Origin of the sequence: Psychroserpens algicola (genome assembly GCF_014526325.1) — a bacterium.
GTDB classification, from domain to species: Bacteria; Bacteroidota; Bacteroidia; order Flavobacteriales; family Flavobacteriaceae; genus Psychroserpens; species Psychroserpens algicola.
On record NZ_JACNMJ010000001.1, the window covers coordinates 694,521 to 717,562 of the forward strand.

Below are 23,042 nucleotides of genomic sequence, written 5' to 3' on the forward strand. Positions count from 1 at the left end.
ATCAACCTCTAAACAAAAAGAAGTCATCTTTCATGTCTTCAATTTGTGCGTCTTCATTAGTAATAATGTAATCTATAGCTTGTGTTGTAAATTCATCACCTTTTGAAGTTAAGGATACTATATGATTATCGATGATTATCATATTATTTTTTAAAGCTAAATCTAAAACCGTTTTTGAACGCACTTTTTGCCAATTAATGTGCTCATTTAGATGGTTAACATGACGCTCTTGCACTTCATCATGATTTTTTAAATGGAGTAAAAAGGTAAGTAACGAGACTTCTGTGCGCTGTTGTTTTTCTCTATACAATACCGCTATCACACCTTTACTAGGAGCAAATAAGTATACCATTAAAAATAAAAATCCGAGCATTGTTGTTATCGATCCAGCAATAGAGGCATCGAGCCAATGAGCAAACCAGTAACCAGAAATCGCACTAAACACGCCAAAAATAATTGAGAGTAGCAACATCTTTTTGAGATCTGTAGTTAGTAAATAGGCAGTGGCAGAAGGCGCAATCATTAATGCCACAACCAAAATTGCACCTACAGCATCAAAAGCGCCTACTGTAGTAACAGAGGACACGGTCATCAAACCGTAATGAATTATTACAGGAGAAAAGCCTAATGACGCTGCTAAACCTTTATCGAAAGTACTCAGTTTTAATTCTTTAAAAAATGCGATTAGCAGGATGATGGTAATGATGAGTATGCTTCCAATAATCCATAACGATTTCGGACCAACATCAACTCCCGAAATTATCAAACGATCAAAAGGTGCCAGGGCTAGTTCTCCAACCAGAACAGCATCAATATCGAGATGAATATCATTGGCTCTTTTGGCAATCATAAGTACTCCAATACTAAACAACACAGGAAAAACCAATCCTATTGCGGTGTCTTCTTTTACCAATCCTGTTTTTTGAATGTATTCTACCAAGACTACTGTGATGACTCCAGTTAAAGCTGCCAGAACGATTAATAAAGGTGAGTTTAAATCTTGAGTTATAAAAAATCCAACCACAATTCCTGGTAATATAGAGTGGCTAATTGCATCGCTGATCATGGCCATTTTCCGAAGCACTAAAAACGTTCCAGGAATGGCACAAGCAACAGCAACAAGGCTCGCTATGAGTTGTATTTCTAGTTGAGCGCTATTCATCATTCTTAGTAAGTTGGTTATATAAATTTAATGCCGACTCAAAGCCTTCGTTGGTTAAACTCCATGTAGAACCATCGAGTGTTACATAATTTTTTTCTACCAGTTTTTTAAGGGTTCCTTTTGTATATCCTTGAAAATTATTCAAGATTTTAATTTCATGAGGATGAGATATATTATCGTGTGTTATTGCAATGTCATACATAAATGACAAGGTTTTGTGCAGTTGTAAATCACGTCGATTTTTAATAAATCGAATTTGCTTAAATAATAAACCTCGACTTGGAGAGAACACAAAAGAAATAAACACAAAAACCGCTGCAACCAAAACAATGACCGGACCCGTAGATAAATTATTCTGACTGGCACTAATTGCAGTTCCGAACACACCAGAAAACGCTCCAAATATAGCAGCTAAAAACACCATTGTAGCCAAACTATTAGTCCATTGTCTGGCTGCTGCTGCAGGTGCTAAAAGCATCGCACTCATTAACACCACTCCAACAGTTTGGAGTCCTAGTACTATAGCCAGAACTATAAAACTTGTAATCAATATATCTATTGTTTTTGTATTGAATCCTAATGTTTTTGCATAATCTTTATCAAAGAGTAAAATTTTGAATTCTTTCCAGAACAATAACAGTACGAAGAGGCAAATCCCTGTAACTATAACCATCATCCAGACGTCACTTTCAACAAGCGTAGCCGCTTGACCAAATAAATATTTGTCTAATCCTGCTTGATTTGCATTGGGTTGCTTTTGAATAAATGTGAGTAGGAGCATTCCGAAGCCAAAAAACAACGATAATATAAGTCCAAGTGCTGTATCTGATTTAAGATGCGTTTTGGTGATAATACCTCTAATCCAAAACGTACCAATCAACCCACTCACTAATGCGCCTAGTAATAACGTATTACTATCTTTTGCTCCTGTAATAAGAAATGCAATGGCAATTCCGGGAAGTGCAGCATGTGAGATAGCATCACCAAGTAAACTTTGTTTTCTGAGTACAGCAAAGCTTCCCAACATGCCAGTGACAGCTCCAAGAATTGTGGTTCCGAGTGTAATGGTTCTGAGGGTATAGTCAGAAAATACTAAAGAGAAATACTCCTGAATAGTCATTATTCTTGTATACTTACTTTATAATTAATACCATAGGTCTTGGTCAAATTATCATCGTTGAAAATATCCTTCACCGGACCTGTGGCTATTTTTTTCACATTTAAAAAGGTTACCCAATCAAAATATTCGGGAACAGTTTGTAAATCATGGTGAACTACAATAACTGTTTTTCCTGCTTTTCTTAATTCTTTTAAAATATTGATGATAGCAATTTCGGTCGTAGCATCAACACCTTGAAAGGGTTCATCCATAAAATAGATAGATGCATCTTGCACAAGAGCACGTGCTAAAAATATACGCTGTTGTTGTCCTCCTGATAACTGACTTATTTGTCGGTTTTTAAAAGGCAGCATCCCTACTTTTTCAAGGGCTTCTAAAGCTGCTTTTTTTTGCTTTTGTTTTGGGCGTTTAATCCAGCCTAAACTTCCGTAAGTACCCATTAATACAACATCTAAAGCTGTCGTTGGGAAGTCCCAATCTACACTCCCCTTTTGAGGTACATAAGCAACTAAAGACCGTTGCTTTTCATATGATTTCCCATAAATAGATACACTTCCAGCTATAGGTTTTAAAATCCCTAAAATAGATTTAATTAATGTCGATTTACCAGCACCATTAGGACCTACAATCGCCATCAAAACACCTTCAGGTATTTCTAAATCAATATCCCAAAGCACAGGTTTGTAATTATATGCTACTGTTAAATCATCTACTTGTACAGCGATTTTATGACTCATTATTTTAATGCGTTTACAATTGTGTTTACGTTATATTCAAACATTCCAATATAGGTACCTTCAACTGTTCCTGCATTTCCTAATGCATCAGAATAGAGTGTCCCTCCTATTGTCACTTCATGACCTTTAGATTTTACGGCTGCCTGTAAGGCTTCAATGGTTCGTTTGGGTACTGAACTCTCAACAAAAATAGCTTTGATTTGTTTTTCAATAATAAAAGCAGATAACTTCTGTACGTCTTGAACTCCAGCTTCAGTAGCAGTAGATAACCCTTGTAATCCAACCACTTCAAAATCGTAAGCTTTTCCAAAGTAATTAAAGGCATCATGAGCTGTCACCAAAATTCTTTGATCCCGAGGGAGCTCATTAACAATACCAACAACATTGTTTTCGAGAGCTGTAAGCTTTTCTAGATAAGCCGCTAAATTTTTTGAATAGGCTTCGGCATTTGTGGGATCTTTTTCTGAAAGCACCTCAGCTACTTTTTTTGAAAATTGCTTAAAATAGTTAATATCAAACCACACATGAGGATCGTAATTTGAAGCAAAATAATCAGACCCAATCAAAGTATTTTTATCCAGCGTTTCTCCGAGAGCAATTGGTGTTTTAGTTGCAGTACCCATTTTTTCAAAAACCTCAACAAGTTTACCTTCTAAATGCAATCCGTTATAAAAAATCACATTAGCATTAACCAATTTGGTTACGTCTCCTTCACTGGCTTTGAACAGATGTGGATCAACACCACTTCCCATTAAACCCTGAACATTTACATAATCTCCACCTATATTTTTCACCAAATCGGTAATCATGGTGGTTGTGGTTACGATGTTTAGTTTACCGTTAGTTGGTGTCTCATTTTTACAACTGAAACTTACTATGATTAATACTAGGAATATAATTTTTTTCATTTTTATTTTTTTAATAATCATTATTAGTTAGCGTTCATTAAGCATTCTGAAACTTGCGCCGAAACCCACTAATATATCTTGTCCTTTGGTGATACTTGTTCCGAAATAGGCATCTAATTGCAAATCATTCGACACCAAATACGTAAAGCCTGCGTCCCAGTAATGGTTGGCCAAACTATCTTCGGGCAAATCGCCATAAAGTTCTGCGTATATTCCAAATTTATCCGTAATACTATAACCATAAGCAAGCGTATAGATAGCGGCAGCTTCAGGAGAATCATTTCCCCATTGAGCTCCAATATTATAGCCTAAACTGGATTTTTCGCTTAAGGTATGTGAGAGAGAAAATCTAAAATCGACACCTGTTGTTTCCGGACGGTAATCTTGAGCCGCTGAAAACAATGGAAAAACGTGACCAATTAAAGCTATTTCTGGCATACCATTTTCTTCTTTGGCAATATCAATTTTAACACCCAATAACAATGGAGATAAACCGCTGCTTACATTCGCTAATTTATTGCCATTAACTTTAGTTACACCTTCTACAAAATCCCAGCCCAAACGTAATTCTAAATTATCTAGAATTCCATAACGAATAAGCGTTGTATTATAGGTATAGGATTCCTGCTTTATAGAATTCTCTTCAAAAGATTCATACACTCCTCCTGTTTCGATTTGGAGAATTCCTTTTCCAACTGTTGATGAAGCTTCAGTAGCATCTGGTCTATCAGTTATCAGAGGTTCAGATTTAACACTTGTTTGGGTATCACTTTGTGCAGCAATTGCAGTAGTGACTAGCATGAATAAAATAATTACGTAGGTGTTACTAGTTTTCATCAACATAAATAATTTTAGTAAAATCTTCATTTAAAACAATGGTGTTTGAACCAATTAAAATCTGAGTCATTTTGTTATTAACAAACTGCTTTGAAACCGTAAGTGTATTTCTGTACTTAATCTGGTTTTGAGCACAAAATTCAAAAAACTCTTTATCATCGCTCATTAATCTTGAAATCATATAGGTTTGACCTTCTTTAGCTTCAGACAATGAAATTGAAGTGTTTTTAGTCGTGATTTCTCCTAACGCATTCGGAATAGGGTCGCCATGAGGATCAAATTTTGGATGTCCTAAATACTCACTTATTTTTTCTGCCAACAAATCCGAAGTTTGATGCTCTAAGAGTTCCGCTTCACGATGAATATCATGCAAAGACATGTCAAACATTTTAAACAGTAAAGCTTCCCAAAGACGATGCTTCCTAATTACATTGAGAGCCATTTTAGTGCCTTTTTCCGTAAGTTGGAGTTCTTGATATTTCTCGTAATTCAATAATTCTTTAGCAGCCAGTTTTTTCGCCATATCTGTTGCTGCTGCATTAGAAATACCTAGCTTTTTTGCAATATTCCCAGGCTTGGTATCCTTTATATCATGCATATTATTCTTGTAAATAGCTTTTACAAAATTTTCTATCGCTACAGACATTTATTATTGCTTTAAATTATTTTTAAGTATACTTAAATATTTTACAAAAGTAACTAAAAAATTTAAAGTTAGGACAACTTTATTAGAATTAGTAACTTCACATCATTATTAAAACAACCATTTATGTATCGATTATTCTTTCTGTTGCTAATTATATTAGGTGTTCAAGATATCAATGCCCAATCTGAAAAAATACCATTTCAACCATTAGACGTCTTTGAATTAGAATGGGCATCTAACCCTCAAATTGCTCCTGATGGCTCACAAATTGTATATAGAAGAAATGGTTATGACATCATGAAAGATACATCTAAAGGCAGTCTTTGGATTATTAATGCTGATGGTTCTTCACACCGAAAATTGACGTCTCGAGAAGTAAACGAATCACAGGCCAAATGGTCACCTTCAGGTGATAGAATAGCATTTGTAAGCGCTACTGATGAAGGTTCAGAATTGTATATGTATTGGACTAAAACTGGACAAATCGCTAAGCTATCTCAGCTTGAAAAATCACCAGGCAATATCACATGGTCTCCAGACGGAACACAGATAGCATTTACGATGTTTATATCTCAAAAACCACCTGTTGTAGCCGAGATGCCTGCTAAACCTAAAGGTGCCGATTGGGGAAAACCTGTTCGAATTACAGACCGGTTAAAACATGAGGCTGATGGCAGAGGCTACATGGAACCTGGATTTACTCATATTTTTACAATACCTGCTGAAGGAGGTTCGCCACGTCAGCTAACCACAAATGATTATAATCATAATAGTAATTTATCATTTTCACCCGATGGGAACTTCATTTATTTTTCTGCAAATCGAGTAGAAGATTGGGAATACCGCTTTAATAACAGTGAGATTTATAAAGTCAATATTACAACAAAACAAATAACAACCTTAACGTCGCAAGATGGACCAGATTACAATCCTATAGCCTCTCCTGATGGTAAAACTGTGGCTTTTTTAGGTTATTTAGACAAAGTTCAGGCGCATCAGAATACCGTTTTGCATTTAATGAATACTGACGGCAGTAACCGCAGAATTATATCATCAGCCTTAGATGAAAGTGTCTCTAATATCTCGTGGGACAACTCCGGAAAAGGGCTTTACTTTACTTATGATTTCAAAGGAAATTCTAAAATTGCCTACATCACAACTTCAGGAAAAATCACTAAGCTAGCTGATAACTTAGGAGGTACAACACTAGGACGACCTTATGCTTCAGGTTCATATGCTGTGGCTAATAATGGTACGCTGGTTTACACACAAACCCGACCAGAATATCCTGCCGATTTGGCTATTATTCAGAATAAAAAAGCACCAAAACTAATTACGAGTTTAAATGCTGATGTTTTAGGCCATCGTGAATTGGGAACGACCGAAGAAGTATGGTATACATCTTCGGTTGACGGTAGAAATATTCAAGGATGGATTGTTAAGCCTCCCTTTTATGACAGTTCTAAAACGTATCCGTTACTGGTAGAAAATCATGGCGGACCAATTTTAAATTATGGCGATCGTTTTACTGCCGAAATTCAATTATACGCTGCAGATGGTTACATAGTTTTCTATCCAAATCCAAGAGGAAGCACAAGTTATGGTGAAGAGTTTGGGAACTTACTATATAATAATTATCCTGGTGAAGATTATAATGATGTTATGGATGGTGTTGATTATTTAGTCAATAAAGGCATCGTAGATAATGAAAAGCTCTTTGTTACTGGAGGAAGTGCTGGAGGTATAATGACTGCCTGGATTATTGGAAAAAATGATCGTTTTAAAGCTGCAGTTGTAGCAAAACCTGTAATGAACTGGATAAGTAAAACCTTGGTTGCTGATAATTACTTTGGCTATGCAAATTCTAGATATCCTGGTCAGCCATGGGAAAACTTTGAAACTTACTGGAAATTTTCACCAATTTCACTGGTAGGACATGTAGAAACACCAACTATGGTTATGGTAGGTCTTAATGATTTGAGAACACCTCCTAGTGAAGCTAAACAGTTATATCACGCATTAAAGTTGCGGAAAATTGAAACTGTTTTAGTTGAAATTCCAGATGCATCTCATGGTATTGCCAGCAAACCGAGTAACTTAATTACTAAGGTTGCTCACACTTTAGCATGGTTTAAAAAGTACAACAAGTAGTGCTTTAAAATTGCTTTGTTAACATCTTAGTGACAACCACAATCGTCTTGTCCGCAAGCTTTGTTGGTTGCTACTTTTCTCTTCGGAAACAGGCCAAACTTTTGCAATAAAAACCATATCGCTAATGCTAGTGAAGTAAATACTAATATATTTTGGATAATAGTGTTCATAATTAGTTTGTCGTTTTATATGCTGTAACTTACTTTAAAAACTGGTAGGCTATCAACGCTACAATATAAGCAAATACACTCATAATAACCAGTTGTAATATAGGCCATTTCCAACTATTAGTTTCACGTTTTACAATTGCTAATGTACTCATGCATTGCATTGCAAAGGCATAAAACAGCAATAAGGAAATCCCTGAAGCCAAAGTAAATAACTTTCCTCCGGTTGTACGGTTGGTATCTTTAGCCATTCTATTAGTTATGGTATCCACATCATCATCCTCAACACTATAAATCGTCGCTAATGTACCAACAAACACTTCTCTGGCAGCAAATGAACTTACAATTGCAATTCCTATTTTCCAGTCGTATCCTAGCGGTTTGATTACAGGTTCTATGGCACGACCAGTGATTCCTATAAATGAATGTTCGAGTTTGTGCGAAGCTATTTTTTGTTGCAAATCTTGTTGAGATAAATTACTGGATGCATATTCGGTGGTAACAATTGCTTCAGCATTATTAAAGTTTTCACCTGGACCATAAGATGCTAAAAACCATAATACAATCGAAATGGCCAAAATGATTTTACCTGCACCAAACACAAATGATTTTGTTTTTTCTAAAACGGTTAAAGCTACATTTTTAAACAGCGGAAGTTTATAATTAGGCATTTCAACCACAAAAAATGTTTTGCTCTTAATCTTTAGTATTTTATTTAAAATCCATGCCGAGCATACAGCGGTTCCAAACCCTATCAAATAGAGTAACATTAATGTTAATGGCTGATAACCTAAGCCAAAAATACGTCCTTCAGGAATCACCAATTCAATAATGATTAAATATACAGGCAAACGAGCAGAACAGGTGGTAAATGGAGTAACCAGTATGGTAATTAAACGCTCTTTCCAGCTTTCAATATTTCGTGTAGCCATAATCGCAGGAATTGCACATGCTGTACCTGAAATAAGAGGCACAACACTTTTTCCGCTGAGTCCAAAACGTCGCATAATACGATCCATTAAAAAGACAACACGACTCATGTATCCACTTTCTTCTAAAACAGCTATAAATAAAAACAAGAAGGCTATTTGCGGAATAAATATTACTATGCCTCCAAGTCCTGGTATGATACCTTCAGCAATTAAATCGGTAAATGCACCTTGAGGCATGATGTTTTTTGTCCATTCGCTTAAGGAAGCAAAAGCTCCATCGATAAGCTCCATAGGCACCTGAGCCCAATCGTAAATGGCTTGAAATATGGTCAATAAAATCACAAAAAAGATAAGATAGCCCCAAACCTTATGGGTTAAAATTCTATCTAATTTAATTCGTAAATCTTTAGCTGTACTGAGGTCAATAGACTGTCCTTTTTTGAGTGTATTATTTATAAATTGATAGCGCTTAATCGTTTCTTTTTGTTGCAAGCGCTTCAAATCTGCATTACTCTTTGTTTTAAAACTATCAATTGCATCAACCTGATTTCTATCTATTGTTCCAAAGTTGACATCTTGAGTAATCACTAGCCAAAGCTTGTATAGCAACTGGTTAGGAAATGCATGTCGCAGTTTATCAAAATACGTATTATCAATTTCAGAAGCATTTAAACAAGGTGTAATTGATAAGTCTTTGTAGTTAGATATCAAATCTTTAAGCCCATTAATACCAATTTTTTTTCTGGTACTTATAAGTGCAATTTTTGTCTTCAGTTCTTTTTCCAAATACGGAATATCCAGTTGAATACCTTTATATTCCATACGATCAGACATATTAATCACTAAAATAGTAGGAATCTCTAAGTCTTTAATCTGAGTGTAAAGCAGCAGATTTCGCTTCAAATTTTCGACATCACTAACTACGACAGCAACATCAGGAAAATCTTTATCTTTTTTATTAAGAAGTAATTCTATTACTAGATTTTCATCTAATGACGAAGCATTTAAACTATACGTACCTGGTAAATCAATAATATGTGCTTTAACACCTCTGGGTAATTTGCAAATACCTTCTTTTTTCTCGACAGTAATCCCAGGATAATTACCTACTTTTTGGTTGAGACCTGTAAGTGCATTAAACACCGAAGTCTTTCCTGTATTAGGGTTTCCAATAAGGGCAACATTAATTTGTTTAGGCATTAGAAATCTCTATTAAAATGTGAATAGCAGTTTCTTTTCTAATAGCGAGATGTGTTCCATTAATATTGAGATACATCGGATCTGCAAAAGGAGCAACTTGTAAAAGTTTTACCGAATTGCCTGGCAAACACCCCATTTCTAATAGTTTAAGTGGAATATGAATGGAAGAAACATCTGTAATGATAGCCTCTTGACCTCGTTTTATATCTGCTAAAGTGACCTGCACGCTTATTTAGATTGATTTTAAAGAAGCAAAAATAAGTGAAAAATTCAGTGTAAAAAAATTGTTGTGATAAAACTATTGATATTCTCTTTTCAGTCGCTTTATATCCTGAAGTAAGGAGTCTACTGAAGCCGGACTAATACCATTATATAACCCTCTAATTTGCTTGTCTTTATCGATGAGAGCAAAATTTTCGGTGTGCACCATTCCGTAGTCTTCAGAATCATCATCCTTTACGACTAAATATGATTTTCGTGCTAAATCATAAATTTGTTTGCGATCGCCTGTAACCAAGTTCCACTTTTTATCATTGACGCCTTTTTCAATGGCATAACGTTTCAGTTGTGCTACAGAATCAATTTCAGGAGTAACCGAATGAGATAACAGTAACACCTCATCATCATGCAATATGTCTTGTTGAATACGATACATCTGGTCGGTCATAATCGGACAAATAGTTTGGCATGTCGTGAAAAAGAAATCGGCTACATATATTTTATTGTCATAGGTCTTTTGAGTAATCGTATCACCATTTTGATTGATGAGTTTAAAATCGGCTATTTTATGATATTTCTTTTTGTACTGAATGGTACTATCAACTAAGGATGCATCGACTCTGTTGGGTTGGTAAATTGGCAATGGTTTTTCAACATCCAGAATAGAATAAATTACTGAAATAATAAGTACTGAAACTACTAATAGAACAATGAAGAACATTTTAAACTGCTTGATATAGGCTATCATGTGCTGATTTTTAAAGTAATACTGTAAGATTCGAGTGCAAAAATACGACACAATACCAACAAAATGACTACTTTTAACAAGCTATATTAGAAAAAGAAAAAAATAATTTGATATGAAGTTAAGACTACTTATTCTCTTTGTATATACATGCTCAATGTCATTTTCACAGGATTTTGACGGTACATTAAATAGCATTCGTGAAGCAGAAGCAAAATCGGCATTGAGTCATATCATGCAACGCTCAAACCTCAATACTGGGAATTATGATTTAAAATATCACAGGCTAGAACTAAACGTCGATCCTTCGGTAGCTTTTATTTCGGGCGCTGTGACTTCATATTTTGAAGCAAAAAGTGATATGAGTTCTATTACTTTTGATTTAGCATCAAATATGATTGTTTCTCAAGTATTACAACGTGGTAATCCCTTGGCATTTACTCAAAATACAGATGATGAATTAATCATTACGCTACCAACGACACTAGCTACCGGAGTTTTAGATTCGTTAACAGTGAGTTACTCCGGAAACCCAATAAGCTCAGGTTTTGGTTCATTTGAACAAACCACACATAATGGAGATCCTGTCATCTGGACCCTTTCTGAACCTTATGGTGCTAAAGGCTGGTGGCCTTGCAAACAGGACTTAATTGATAAAATAGATTCGGTAGATGTATTTATGACTACGCCTCAATTTAATGCATCCAATGAGCCGTATATATCTGTTTCTAATGGGTTGGAGCAAAGTCAAATTATCAACGGAAACGAGAAAACAACACATTTTAAGCATCGCTATCCAATTCCTGCGTATCTCATTGCCATCGCTGCAACCAACTATGAAGTATATTCGCATACAGTTCCTAACAATGGAAATCCTTTTGACATTGTCAATTATGTATATCCGGAAAATTTAATTTCTGCACAAAATAGCACACCAGTTACTGTTGACATTATGAACCTTTTTACCAACCTATTTGAAGAGTATCCATTTGCTAACGAAAAATATGGTCATGCACAATTCGGCTGGGGAGGCGGTATGGAACACACCACAGTTTCATTTATGGGAAGTTTTGATCGCAACTTAATAGCTCATGAACTTGCGCATCAATGGTTTGGAAATAAAATTACCTGCGGAAGCTGGAAAGACATTTGGTTAAATGAAGGTTTTGCTACATACCTCTCAGGAATTGTATATGAAAACTTAGATAATAACAATAATTTTATAGCCTGGAAACAACAACGTAATGCGTCAATAACCTCTGCTCCTGATGGCGCTGTGTATTTAAGTGATATTGATACAACAAATGTCAGTAGAATTTTTAATGGCCGACTTTCTTATAATAAAGGCGCAATGGTATTACACATGTTGCGTAAAAAGCTTGGAGATTCCAACTTTTTTCAAGCGCTACAAGAGTATCTGGCAACACCTATACATGCTTTTGACTATGCAAAAACTAATGAATTTATAGCCATAGTAGAAACGTCTTCTAGTGAAGATTTAACTGAATTTTTCAATGACTGGCTGTACAATCAAGGGCATCCGAGTTATACTGTTTCCTGGAATCAACCCACTGATAATGAGGTTTCCATAACTTTAAACCAATCGCAAAGCCATGCGTCAGTCTCTTTTTTTGAAGCACCTGTTCCCATTCGTTTAATTGGTACACTTGGAGAAGAATTAAATCTTATTTTAAATCACACCACTAATGGAGAAACCTTTACAGAAACTGTTAGTTTTGAAATTCAGGACATTATATTCGACCCAGAATCTGATTTGATTTCGGCAAATAACGTGGTTTTACATACCGAAGAATTTGACTCCAACAACACACTAATTGTATATCCTAATCCAACTACTGATGTCCTATATATTGAAAAACCTGATTTAATGAGCGTTTCAGAAATACGCGTTTTTAATACACTCGGACAGTTAATTGGTTCTTACAACTGGCAACAGACTATAAATACGAGTTCTTGGTCTTCAGGAGTATTATTTGTTCAATTTCAAACTAACGAAGGTAGCATTATTAAATCGGTGTTAAAAAATTAGGCATTAAACAGATTAAAATTTTCTAAATCACCCTAAAACACTACTTTTGTCGCTTAGAATTTTTTAGGATTAAAGACAATGGAGTTTGTAATAAGAATATCTCAATTTTTACTGAGTCTTTCATTACTAATCGTATTACACGAATTAGGACATTTTATACCAGCAAAATTATTTAAAACCAGAGTAGAAAAGTTTTACCTCTTTTTTGATATAAAGTACTCTTTATTTAAAAAGAAGATTGGTGAAACCGTTTACGGAATTGGATGGTTGCCTTTAGGCGGTTATGTGAAAATTGCTGGAATGATTGATGAAAGTATGGACAAAGAGCAAATGAATCAACCACCTCAACCCTGGGAATTTCGCTCTAAACCAGCCTGGCAACGCTTAATTATTATGCTTGGTGGAGTTACAGTTAACTTTATTTTAGCTTACGTAATTTATGTTTTTATTGCTTTTATTTATGGTGATAAAACCACTAAAGTTGAAAGTCTAAAAGACGGCTATTGGATTGAAAACAAACTGCTTCAAGATATTGGTTTTAAAACCGGAGACAAGATTTTAAAGGTTAACGACTTAAAGGTTGTTAATGATTATGACGTACGCTCAAATATTATCGGAGCCGAGTCTATTACAATTAGAAGGAATGGGCAAGAAAAAGTCATCACACTTCCTGAGGATTTCTTAGGGCAATTTTCTTCAGCAAAAAGTAGAGATTTATTTGAACGTAGAATCCCATTTATGATTGGCGCTATAGCTGATACTTCATCAAATAAAGATGTTGATGTAAAACCAGAAGATATTATTACTACTATTGATGGCAAACCTTTGCGATATTTTGATCAGTTAGATTCATTAATGACTGGATATAAAAATCAAACCTTAAACGTTGAATTATTAAGAGGAGATGAAACCATTACTCGACAATTAAAAGTTGACCAAAATGGCAAATTCGGAATTCAAGCTGCCTTAGATTATGATCGTTTTGCTGAATTAGGCTATTTTGATATTGCTATTCAAACCTATACTTTCGGTGAGAGTTTTGGTGCTGGAGGAAGAGATTTCGTAGAAACCCTTCAAAAATATGGTGCTCAATTAAAAGCCATATTTAATCCAAGTACTGGTGCTTACAAAGGCGTTGGTGGTTTTAAGGCTATTTATAGCATTTTCCCGAGTGTTTGGAGTTGGCAGGCATTTTGGGCATTAACCGCCTTCTTATCAATTATGTTAGGCGTTCTTAACCTATTACCAATTCCAGCTTTAGATGGTGGTCATGTCATGTTTTTATTATTTGAAATGATCTCTGGACGAAAGCCAAGCGAAAAGTTTTTAGAACGCGCTCAGCTGGTTGGATTCGTGATATTAATTACATTGGTACTGTTTGCCAATATCAACGATTGGATTTAGAAAAAAATTAATTATTTTTTTTAAAAAAATCTTTTTTTAAACTTAAAAAATAGTATATATTTGCGCTCGCTAATGCGATAAACACTCCTCCTTAGCTCAGTTGGTTAGAGCATCTGACTGTTAATCAGAGGGTCCTTGGTTCGAGCCCAAGAGGAGGAGCTTCATTAAAAATCCCACCATTTCTGGTGGGATTTTTTTATTTTCAATCTCAAGCAAAGCCCATATAACTAATCATCTTCCTTTCCATATCTTAATCATTTCTGGGTCAAACTTGGCATAACCTCTTCGTTCTGGATCTTCTTGCAAGTTTAAATAAGTCTTGTAAAAGCGAACTATAGCTGCAAAACTGTATCCATATACACTAGTATTGGTAGGAACAACCATAACCCGTTTATTAGATCTACCTGTTTTTTCATAATCGGCACCAGTTCCTGGTAAGGCAGCATATACATTAGTTTTTGTATTATATGCCATTTGCCCAGAATAGGTATGGCAAAGACCTCTAATCAAAAAATCTTTTACCTCTCTTAGTGTACGAGTAAATCTGCGATTCGAGATGTCACCTGCAGTTCTTGACCTATAGAAAAATAAAGGGTCGTAACTAAAATGTTCTTCGGCAAAGGCTCTAGAAAATGTCAATGAAAAACTATCGGTGTCGATATGACTTCCATAACGCTTTCTAGAAAACTCCACCGAATTATACACTTCTTGAATAACTTTTTTATACAATCTACTTGCCGCGCAACCCCAAATCCAAATGCGAGTGTCAGTATTAAAAGCATTTATAAAGTCTACCCAATCTGTAAAATTCATATTGGTGGTGTTAGTGTCTTTTCGTCGTCCATCTTTGTCCCATGGATCTCGCAATCTAGGCGTGACACCTGTATGTTGATATGCCTCCCTTTGATAAGAGTTTACTAAAACAGGTCCTCCTCGCCAACCATGACCAACTACTGAAAACTCATACACATGACCAAGATTATTCTTTCCTATATTTCTAATAAAATCATAAGCGTCTGCGATGGATATGACATTAGTGTCTTGCTGAATAAAATGACGTTCAGAAGAATAATGTACGCTATCATTTATGGCATCATACTCCTCAGAATGTGTTTCCCAATCTATACCAGTACCATTTGGTGTACCTTCGTCAATTCTTCCAAAGCGCACATCAAATAACACAAATTTGATATTAGAATTATTCTGCCATGAACTGTTTTGATCTAATAGCACATTAGCTCTTCGTTTACAAATGGTAGCCATATTCGTTCTGCCATGATGATACTCGTATCCCGCAACTAAAATGATGTAGGTTTTCATGGAATTTGCTGTATTGGTATCTGATGAATTTGAGATCTAGATCGTAATGTTCTCTCAGCCTGTTCTCTAACTTGCGTTGATATGGAATCGTTGACATCTTGAATTTGATATGTTCTTACAGGTTGTATTCTAGAATAATCGACGTACCTGAATACCGAAGGATTACTAGCCAATACACCACGTATATCTGTATTGGGTCTTGTTGGTGGATTGTTATCACCTCTTACATTGTTGTCTTCTAAGGTTTCGACCAGTTGGTTAATAGCAACTTCATATTGTGTTACCATTGCTAAAAGCTGTGACATATCTGAAGTTAATGTATTAACCTCAGCGCTCAATTCATCATTTTCGTTAGCAATTGGCAGGCTAAAAAATCCAACAATTGCAGTTGATACTAATACTAATGTCATAAAGCCCCATATGGTCTTTACCGCAATACTTCTTGGTTCTTCGCGTTTCAATTCTGAACGCATTAAATAATAGGTTAATCCTATCATAATTAATGCAAATCCAGATACGCCGTAGCTCAATAGTTCTCCTCCTAATGATTCTAGTAAATTATCCATTTTTTTAAGGTTTTATGATTATTTCTTTTGTTGTAACTTCGTTATAATTAGTCTTTTCTTTTCGACCATCTATATATCTTTTAGTGATTTTAAACAGCAATTTTCCCTCTCCTTCATAAGTGTAATGAATGGGTTCTGGAATTCCGTCTACTGAAAATTCCTTTTTAGGTAATTTTTCTTCAGTGCCATCCTCATGTTCTAACTTAAATTCAACACGAACATAATCCAAATCTTCACTTTCAAAAGATGGACCGTCCCATCTAATAAGCAGACCTTGATCTGGTATGATATCTTGTATTTTTAATATTAGTGGGCCACCTGTAGTTTTTCCTTCCTCTAAAACAAGTAATTCTCCATCTGTAGTTATAACCGTAAATGTATAAGCAACTGTATCTCCTTTCTCAAGCACAGGAATACTAATCTCATCTAAGCTAAAATCTGGAGCTTTTGACTTAAAGCGTTGATTAAATTCGAAATCATCTTCAGAAGACTTATAAGTCACTTCTAACATAATTTCTAAATGTTTATCGGGATTTGCTCCTATTGTTACAGGAATAATAGTAACATTCTTAAATTCAAAAGGATCTGCTATAATTAATTCTTCGTCAATTAAAGCCACTGCATTTTCTTTTAAATTTGGTCGTCCATCTGAAAAATAAAAATGACGTTCCTCTTCAATATAGGCATTGCTCTCAGGATGGTTTCTCACTTTCCAAATGACCTCATTATGTGTTTCTGAAAGACTCAAAATCTCTTGATTTAGTTGCTTACCTTCTAAGTCTTTTGAACGTATAAAAACATCAACACCTTTAATTTTATCTGCATCAATGTGTCCTAATCTAAAATTGAAAACTTTCAGCGGCACAAGCACTTGAGGAATGATGACCAAGTCCTGTGAGCTGCTAAAAACAACATCACTAAAAATAGTGGTTGGTGAATGGATATTCTCGATATCTTGACGATAGGTAAATTTAACTTGGTAATAGTAACCCGCTGGCTCGTCGGCTTCTGTAATCCATGCAATGTCTTGTTGTTCTTGATTATTTTTTGTTATGGTAAAACTTGTCAGTGGCGAAGCATCATTTGGAATTTTAAATCCGTCCTGGCCTACAGTTTCTTTTTTACCATCTTTTTTCCTCCAAATTAAAACCTCAGCACTTAGTAAATCATCATCTAATTTATTAAAATCATGAAGTAGGTTAACTTCAAGGTGGTTTTCTCGCCATAAATCTCCAAAAACAACAGTTTGCGTGTACTTCTCTATTTCATCTTTTATTTGATTCCCAATTAACCATAGGTGCGACTGCGGATTATGAGTTTTTAGTGTTGCTGATCGTTGGCGGTAGTCTACTGAAATTTTCTTGTTATGAAATAATTTTTTCTGCTGAAATTTATAAGCTGCTCCAATCAAAATACCATCTCCAGGTGTAGGATTCGGAACACCACTTGGTAAATCTGGAAATTCTGGTGAGACATAAGGACTAAAAAGCTCTCGCATGACCTTATCAGTAAACTCCTTTATCATCTCATCAATCATCTTTTTGGTATCGGGATCGGTAACTTGAGACAAGACATTGACTTTAATATCACCATCTTCGATGAGTTTTTCTTTAATAAATTCAAACTCTGCTTTCGCGGAAACAGTCAATTCTCCATATTTTATTGCAGCACCTGCTGCAATAGCATGCGTTACTTTTTTATGACAACGGTCTAAATCTGCTTCAATAGTCATGTCTAAAGCAGGACGCATGGCTTTTAATTTTAAATCATACAACACACCTCCAACAGAACTTCGCTCACCTTGTAAAGCCCCAGCTATTAGGCTAGCGCCTTTCCGGTCTAATCGTACATTGAAAACAGCTTTTAAATCACTACTCATTAACGATGGTTTTTTTGAACCAATGACGCTTTCAACAAAAGCATCTTCGGAAATGGTATCTTCATCTTGCGTAGTCGTATCTAAAGCAATTAAATCGATAGATCCATCGGTCCATTCGGGAAGGGCAAAAAAGAAATCTTCTGGTAAGTGATGCTGGTCTATTAAAATATCTCTAGCTTCTTCTAATAAGGCTTCATTAGCAATACATTGCACACCTAAAGACATGATGGCTCCTGAGGTGTCTTCTAAAGCCTCAAGACCTCCTTTTATTGCTGTTCCCTCACGAAATATTTGTAAAAAAAAGTCGAATGATGATTCATTATCTTCGTGAATCACTGGTGCTAAACCTACCTCATTTGGTAAGTAATACACCACTTTTTCTTGCTCATGATCTCCGTAGAAAATGATATTTTTATATACACCATATGGTTTTGATAAGTCTAACATAATTACCAGATATCGTTAGGAATAGTTATTTTTATATCTTCATTTGTAGTGGAAATCCACTCCGATTTATAGCGATTTCCACTCTTGCTTTTCGCTTTGTATCGGTACTTATAATTTCGCTTTGAAGCATCAATCATAGGATGTGTGAATCGCAAGGTTTCACCAACCGATTGAAACACTAACTTTTCAATGTCATCCGAATCAATTGCGATGTCATTCTCTGAGTCTTCATATACAATTGTGATACTTATTTCTTTGATTTCTAAATCCTCAAAATCAGGAGCATCAACTAACGTAGCTTTTATACTTCTTTCGGGTTTAGTATCATCCTTAATCATTAGAATAGGTCCTGTATGTTCTTTCCAAGCGCCTCTAATAATGTTTCCTTCGGAAGTAATAACAGTATTTCTAAATTCTAAAACTTCTTTTGGTGTCTCTAAACTCGTCACGACAGAAAATGTAGAACTATCTTGATCTTTCGTAAAATTGAACTTTTCCTCAATCCATACTGCTCTGGTATGGTCCCAAACACGTAATTCGCTAATAATTTTGGAAGTATTATCCCAATTGGATTTGGTCATTAATTCAACTGACCACTTATTTTCAAAAGGATTTGGAATAAAGAAACTGAAATCTGTATGATTGGGTAGCGTTAAGGTATATTCTTCAGAACCTACAATGTAATACTTAACTTCAAGATCAATTTTAACAGGATTCAACTTACTATATAACAAAGACAATACTTTTTGATCTTTACCGTCTTCGGTATCCTTCAATAAAAATGTTTGTGAAAGCAATTTATTATTTGAATCCTTTTCGCTAACAACAACTGTAGTTTCAATGAGGTGTGTGTGATTAAAAATATCGGTATCATCAACTCCAATTTGAAGTTTGACATTTTCAAAATATTCAGTAGGATTAAAATAAATAAATTCTGAATTGGTCTCTTGCCAATCTACTTCCATCTGAGATGGTAAACCTGTACCTTCATTATCTAAGTAGATGGTTGCTTTATATTTATACAGGTATTCGTTTTTTAACTGTCTGGTGTACTTAAAAGTTCCTTTTAATTCGGTTTCCCCTTTATTAAAAATGGATGTATGGTCAATGTCTTTAGTATTGGTTGTGGCGTCCCAAACTTCGCAATCGATTTTTACGGTTCTAATATTATTAATCGTAAAGGTATCTGCTGCTAAATCTAGAGTTATAGTTTCTGTTCTAAATGGTAAATCATCAAGCTCTATCCATTTGAGACGATCTTGCATACCGCCAATATCACGAATCATACTTGATAATAAGGCTTGAGGATAAAACGGATATTTTTTAACTTTTCGTTCTCGAAGATCTACAATCAATTCATTTGTTTGTACCTCATGATTCTCACGAAGAATATGAAATGAGCCAGGATGTACCGATGAGTAAATCATCCCAAAAGCTTGAGCAATTCTGTTCTCTATTTTTTTACTGGCGCTCAATGGAGGCACCGAAGGTTTAAACAAGCGCTTAATAGCTTCCGTTTTTAATTCATTAAGTAGTGTTTTAGAAGCATACTCTGTGACGTCTGGATCTAATTCTTCTATCTCCATTTCTACCATACTTGTTTCTTTGAGGTCATCAAGCGTACTTCCTATTTCCTCTCTATAAAACACATAGTTTTTAACTTTCATGTCTTCAAAATGCTTATAAATACGATCCCATTTGATGCGCATTTTAGCTTTAAAAGTGGGAGCAATTCCTAAGATATTTAATTCATAGTACACATGTCCAGCGACAAGATCTTCATTAAGTGCAGCAACAAGACGCTTGGCTTCTTCACCATCGGTTTTAACAACTAAAGCAGCACGATTATCACCAAAAATGGAAGGCGAAACTCCCGATGTGACATACCAATCGTCAGGATTAGGATTTTCTCCAGCCGAAGCTAGAATCATATAAACCTTTCCGTCGGTTACAGTTACAGGCATTAAACGTTTGGCTGTTTTTCCCCATTTCTCTTTGATTTGCTCTTTTGCTTTTTCTAATATGTCTTGAGAAACTTTTAGCGACACTTCCATAGATAAACTCGTATCGATGACTTGTTTGATGTCTTCGCTAGTGCTGCTCTCAGGCAAAATGGTATAGGCCGATATTGCTGGTCCGGAATCTTTTTGCACAATAGAGGGTTGGATATTTGCGTAATAAAACGTTTCTGGATCTATATCATCTCTAAAGATGGTTAGATTTCCAACGCCCATAAATGGTGGTTGATAGCTTAACATGATCTTATGAGTTTACATCTTTAATAATTAAAAATTTGCCCTTCCCTTCTAAATTAGAAACCGTAATTCCATCACCTTGTTCTGGATACAGCGTCATTGCGTAAGAGTAACTATCGTGGTGATCATCTATTCTTGGAATAAACCAATTAATAGGTTGGCTCGCGTTATCTGAACTCAAAAAGAATTGATGATTTATATTTTGATTTTCATGCTCATAAGTCAGTTCTAAAACTGCATTTTGATATTTCTCTCCAATTTTTAATCGACTCACATCAATTTTCACCTGAAGTATTGGTAAGATAACAGTCTGGTCTCCCGAACTGTTTACCCATCCACTTTTAGAAAACAAGTTATCACCTATGAGTTTGTATCTGTATTTAAAATCTTGTTTATCTTTATGTAACTGAACCAATTTTGCAGTTACTGATTCCCAGTCATCTTCAGCAGATAATTCAACTTTATCTTCACTCGTAAATTGACTTTCGGTATCTTCATACTGAAATTCTACAATAATTTTTTTTAAGCTTTGGTCTGGAGACATGCCTAATTCGACATCTAAATCTAAAGTGTCTTCATATGGATTTGGTGTGAAAATATCTTCAGATTGATTTTGAGAGAAATAGAATTTTTGTTTAGGCATTTCAATGACTTTTCCATTTTTACTGAAATACTTAACAGTATATTCTATTGGAGCATCAATATTGGTATATAATGCTCTTTCTAATTTCTTTCCATCAATCTCCTCTGGAGTAAATAATAAGGAGGTTTTAAAATGCTCTGGCGCATCAGGTGTTTTATAATTAACATCAACTTGGATTCCAGTAATCTTATTATCTCCAGATAATGAACTTAAGGTTGTATGAGGTTTAAAATTGGCGACCATTAAACCTATCTTTCCAACCTCAACATTAATAAGTCCGTTGGTTTCTTTCGTAGGTATTCTTAACGGTTCTGAAACCCCTTTGAAGTAGACTTCTGAAGTATATTTAACGACAGCATCGTCTTGTTTAGGTCTTCTAAACAACCATTTATCTTTACTTTTAGTCTTATCAAATAGCCATGATTTTGATTTATTTGCAGAATCATATTGAGCTGTTACTTTGACTGAAGACACGTAAGGCGCTTCTTCCCAAGCTGCATTTACTTGTATAGGAATTTCAACAGTTCCGACGATATCATCAGCTAAGTCGACAATTTTAGTGACATTTTTTTTATTTTCTTCGCTAACATCTTCTAAGAAATTCATGATGGTAGCTTGAGGTGACATAGGCCACTCAACAACATCACGTTGTGTAAAACGCAACTCTACAAACGATTTCACTTCTTCTTTCATGAGTTCTATCATAGAGCTTTTTCGCTCTTCCTCAGTCATACCGTGAATTCTTGATTTTATAATTTCTTTTACCTTTTCTTCAATGAGTTTGATAGCCATCGTGCGAAGTTGATTGACATGTTCATCAGAAATTTTAGTAGAACCTTTATTGATTTCAATATTCATCAGACCTTCTTCGGTCATGGTCTCTACAACACTGCTTACATCAATACGTTCGACATCAGCATCAGAGCAGCCTTGGTCTTGGTTTTTCCAAACCCGATCTACTTTACGCTCAATAGTTGACTCTTGATGAGATCCTGCCCAAGCTCTAATTTCTAAACTTGGTAACCGAAGTTTTACTTTTAAATCATAACGTGCACTTATGGCTTTGTCTCCTTGCTCTAATGCTTTATACCAAACCGCAGCACCATCGGCACTTAGTCTAATAGCAAAAGCCGCATTATTATCTCCAATTAAACTTGCTGGACCACCAGCAGAAGACCAAGACACCAAGCCACCTTCTTTTTCTTCTAATAAGGTCACCGTACCTTCGGTATATTCTAAGGCACCAAAGACGATTTCTCCCACTTCTGGAACATCAGGTGTTGGAATAGTATCTTGCCCTTTAGCCCTTGCAATTAAACCAAGTCGTTCCTTTTCTAGTTTTACGATATCGTGTCGCCTTTGCTCTTGAATTTTCATTTGCTTGAGTTTTTGAGCGACTTTTGTCTTTTCCTCTTCTGAAATTCCTAAGTTGATATCAAAGTTGATGTATCCACCGGCTAATCCCGATGTTGAAGTATCTGTACCGTTGGCTTTATCGGTCCAAAACAAACCATTAAATACAGGCATATCACCATCCATACGAATTTGAGGTGTTGAACGTGCTAAGTAGAACATATTTGGGTTTTCATCATCTGGGTAAGCGATGATATCGTCTAATACTGATATTTGTGGTAAAGTTGTCATAGTCTTATGG

The 23,042-nt window shown here is 35.3% G+C and carries 18 protein-coding genes and 1 tRNA gene; 4 read left to right on the top strand and 15 right to left on the bottom strand.

The features are described from left to right. Position 1: 1 nt before the first annotated feature. From H7350_RS02865 to H7350_RS02890, 6 genes are read right to left on the bottom strand one after another with little or no spacing between them, the layout of a single operon-like run. On the bottom strand, positions 2 to 1,162 hold the full coding sequence (locus H7350_RS02865; protein ID WP_204344939.1) for a metal ABC transporter permease: 1,161 nt from the start codon (positions 1,160 to 1,162) through the stop codon (positions 2 to 4). Beyond that, on the bottom strand, positions 1,155 to 2,282 hold the full coding sequence (locus H7350_RS02870) for a metal ABC transporter permease (protein ID WP_204344363.1): 1,128 nt from the start codon (positions 2,280 to 2,282) through the stop codon (positions 1,155 to 1,157). The genes H7350_RS02865 and H7350_RS02870 overlap by 8 nt, the downstream gene beginning before the upstream one ends. Beyond that, entirely contained in the window at positions 2,282 to 3,019 is a 738-nt protein-coding gene (locus tag H7350_RS02875) for a metal ABC transporter ATP-binding protein (RefSeq protein WP_204344364.1), read from the bottom strand. Before H7350_RS02875 ends, H7350_RS02870 begins: the two co-directional genes overlap by 1 nt. After that, positions 3,019 to 3,927, bottom strand: a complete 909-nt coding sequence (locus tag H7350_RS02880; protein ID WP_204344365.1) for a metal ABC transporter solute-binding protein, Zn/Mn family — start codon at positions 3,925 to 3,927, stop codon at positions 3,019 to 3,021. Before H7350_RS02880 ends, H7350_RS02875 begins: the two co-directional genes overlap by 1 nt. A 27-nt stretch (positions 3,928 to 3,954) precedes the next feature. Continuing rightward, positions 3,955 to 4,764, bottom strand: a complete 810-nt coding sequence (locus H7350_RS02885) for a transporter (protein WP_235989245.1) — start codon at positions 4,762 to 4,764, stop codon at positions 3,955 to 3,957. Beyond that, positions 4,754 to 5,410, bottom strand: a complete 657-nt coding sequence (locus H7350_RS02890) for a metal-dependent transcriptional regulator (protein WP_204344366.1) — start codon at positions 5,408 to 5,410, stop codon at positions 4,754 to 4,756. The genes H7350_RS02885 and H7350_RS02890 overlap by 11 nt, the downstream gene beginning before the upstream one ends. Positions 5,411 to 5,533: 123 nt before the next feature. On the opposite strand from H7350_RS02890, the gene H7350_RS02895 reads away from it, so the two are divergent. Then, on the top strand, positions 5,534 to 7,561 hold the full coding sequence (locus H7350_RS02895; protein ID WP_204344367.1) for a S9 family peptidase: 2,028 nt from the start codon (positions 5,534 to 5,536) through the stop codon (positions 7,559 to 7,561). A gap of 26 nt (positions 7,562 to 7,587) precedes the next feature. Here the strand turns inward: H7350_RS02895 and H7350_RS02900 are convergent, their stop codons facing one another. The 4 genes from H7350_RS02900 to H7350_RS02915 all read right to left on the bottom strand — a co-directional run bounded on the left by H7350_RS02900 (position 7,588) and on the right by H7350_RS02915 (position 10,827). Beyond that, a complete protein-coding gene (locus H7350_RS02900) occupies positions 7,588 to 7,731 on the bottom strand; it encodes a FeoB-associated Cys-rich membrane protein (protein WP_204344368.1) in 144 nt (47 codons plus the stop codon). Between the two features lie 29 nt (positions 7,732 to 7,760). Beyond that, positions 7,761 to 9,860 carry a ferrous iron transport protein B gene (feoB, locus tag H7350_RS02905; protein ID WP_204344369.1) on the bottom strand — a complete coding sequence of 700 codons (2,100 nt, stop codon included), beginning with the start codon at positions 9,858 to 9,860 and terminating at the stop codon, positions 7,761 to 7,763. Beyond that, positions 9,853 to 10,086 carry a FeoA domain-containing protein gene (locus H7350_RS02910; protein ID WP_204344370.1) on the bottom strand — a complete coding sequence of 78 codons (234 nt, stop codon included), beginning with the start codon at positions 10,084 to 10,086 and terminating at the stop codon, positions 9,853 to 9,855. The genes feoB and H7350_RS02910 overlap by 8 nt, the downstream gene beginning before the upstream one ends. A gap of 72 nt (positions 10,087 to 10,158) precedes the next feature. Then, positions 10,159 to 10,827: an SCO family protein gene (locus tag H7350_RS02915; protein WP_204344371.1), complete on the bottom strand. Its 669-nt coding sequence runs from the start codon at positions 10,825 to 10,827 to the stop codon at positions 10,159 to 10,161. 112 nt (positions 10,828 to 10,939) lie between these two features. Between H7350_RS02915 and H7350_RS02920 the strand changes: the two genes are divergently transcribed. From H7350_RS02920 to H7350_RS02930, 3 genes are all read left to right on the top strand, one after another. Then, entirely contained in the window at positions 10,940 to 12,874 is a 1,935-nt protein-coding gene (locus H7350_RS02920; RefSeq protein ID WP_204344372.1) for a M1 family metallopeptidase, read from the top strand. A gap of 78 nt (positions 12,875 to 12,952) precedes the next feature. Then, positions 12,953 to 14,278 carry an RIP metalloprotease RseP gene (rseP, locus tag H7350_RS02925; RefSeq protein ID WP_204344373.1) on the top strand — a complete coding sequence of 442 codons (1,326 nt, stop codon included), beginning with the start codon at positions 12,953 to 12,955 and terminating at the stop codon, positions 14,276 to 14,278. Positions 14,279 to 14,363: 85 nt separating this feature from the next. Continuing rightward, a tRNA-Asn gene (locus H7350_RS02930) sits at positions 14,364 to 14,437 on the top strand. A gap of 72 nt (positions 14,438 to 14,509) precedes the next feature. On the opposite strand, the gene H7350_RS02935 is transcribed toward H7350_RS02930, so the two are convergent. From H7350_RS02935 to H7350_RS02955, 5 genes are read right to left on the bottom strand one after another with little or no spacing between them, the layout of a single operon-like run. Beyond that, positions 14,510 to 15,598, bottom strand: coding sequence for a hypothetical protein (locus H7350_RS02935; protein WP_204344374.1), 1,089 nt, complete (start codon positions 15,596 to 15,598; stop codon positions 14,510 to 14,512). Further along, positions 15,595 to 16,164: a hypothetical protein gene (locus tag H7350_RS02940; RefSeq protein ID WP_204344375.1), complete on the bottom strand. Its 570-nt coding sequence runs from the start codon at positions 16,162 to 16,164 to the stop codon at positions 15,595 to 15,597. The genes H7350_RS02935 and H7350_RS02940 overlap by 4 nt, the downstream gene beginning before the upstream one ends. A gap of 4 nt (positions 16,165 to 16,168) precedes the next feature. Continuing rightward, positions 16,169 to 18,490, bottom strand: coding sequence for a hypothetical protein (locus H7350_RS02945; RefSeq protein ID WP_204344376.1), 2,322 nt, complete (start codon positions 18,488 to 18,490; stop codon positions 16,169 to 16,171). A 2-nt stretch (positions 18,491 to 18,492) separates the two neighbouring features. After that, positions 18,493 to 20,748, bottom strand: a complete 2,256-nt coding sequence (locus H7350_RS02950) for a hypothetical protein (protein WP_204344377.1) — start codon at positions 20,746 to 20,748, stop codon at positions 18,493 to 18,495. Positions 20,749 to 20,752: 4 nt separating this feature from the next. Next, positions 20,753 to 23,032 carry a hypothetical protein gene (locus H7350_RS02955; protein ID WP_204344378.1) on the bottom strand — a complete coding sequence of 760 codons (2,280 nt, stop codon included), beginning with the start codon at positions 23,030 to 23,032 and terminating at the stop codon, positions 20,753 to 20,755. Between the last annotated feature and the right edge of the window lie 10 nt (positions 23,033 to 23,042).

Bases quoted from the DNA above. Each gene is read 5' to 3' on its own strand.
- H7350_RS02865 (WP_204344939.1), bottom strand. From the start codon at position 1,162: ATGAATAGCGCTCAACTAGAAATACAACTCATAGCGAGCCTTGTTGCT.
- H7350_RS02870 (WP_204344363.1), bottom strand. From the start codon at position 2,282: ATGACTATTCAGGAGTATTTCTCTTTAGTATTTTCTGACTATACCCTC.
- H7350_RS02875 (WP_204344364.1), bottom strand. From the start codon at position 3,019: ATGAGTCATAAAATCGCTGTACAAGTAGATGATTTAACAGTAGCATAT.
- H7350_RS02880 (WP_204344365.1), bottom strand. From the start codon at position 3,927: ATGAAAAAAATTATATTCCTAGTATTAATCATAGTAAGTTTCAGTTGT.
- H7350_RS02885 (WP_235989245.1), bottom strand. From the start codon at position 4,764: ATGAAAACTAGTAACACCTACGTAATTATTTTATTCATGCTAGTCACT.
- H7350_RS02890 (WP_204344366.1), bottom strand. From the start codon at position 5,410: ATGTCTGTAGCGATAGAAAATTTTGTAAAAGCTATTTACAAGAATAAT.
- H7350_RS02895 (WP_204344367.1), top strand. From the start codon at position 5,534: ATGTATCGATTATTCTTTCTGTTGCTAATTATATTAGGTGTTCAAGAT.
- H7350_RS02900 (WP_204344368.1), bottom strand. From the start codon at position 7,731: ATGAACACTATTATCCAAAATATATTAGTATTTACTTCACTAGCATTA.
- feoB (WP_204344369.1), bottom strand. From the start codon at position 9,860: ATGCCTAAACAAATTAATGTTGCCCTTATTGGAAACCCTAATACAGGA.
- H7350_RS02915 (WP_204344371.1), bottom strand. From the start codon at position 10,827: ATGATAGCCTATATCAAGCAGTTTAAAATGTTCTTCATTGTTCTATTA.
- H7350_RS02920 (WP_204344372.1), top strand. From the start codon at position 10,940: ATGAAGTTAAGACTACTTATTCTCTTTGTATATACATGCTCAATGTCA.
- rseP (WP_204344373.1), top strand. From the start codon at position 12,953: ATGGAGTTTGTAATAAGAATATCTCAATTTTTACTGAGTCTTTCATTA.
- H7350_RS02935 (WP_204344374.1), bottom strand. From the start codon at position 15,598: ATGAAAACCTACATCATTTTAGTTGCGGGATACGAGTATCATCATGGC.
- H7350_RS02940 (WP_204344375.1), bottom strand. From the start codon at position 16,164: ATGGATAATTTACTAGAATCATTAGGAGGAGAACTATTGAGCTACGGC.
- H7350_RS02945 (WP_204344376.1), bottom strand. From the start codon at position 18,490: ATGTTAGACTTATCAAAACCATATGGTGTATATAAAAATATCATTTTC.
- H7350_RS02950 (WP_204344377.1), bottom strand. From the start codon at position 20,748: ATGTTAAGCTATCAACCACCATTTATGGGCGTTGGAAATCTAACCATC.
- H7350_RS02955 (WP_204344378.1), bottom strand. From the start codon at position 23,032: ATGACAACTTTACCACAAATATCAGTATTAGACGATATCATCGCTTAC.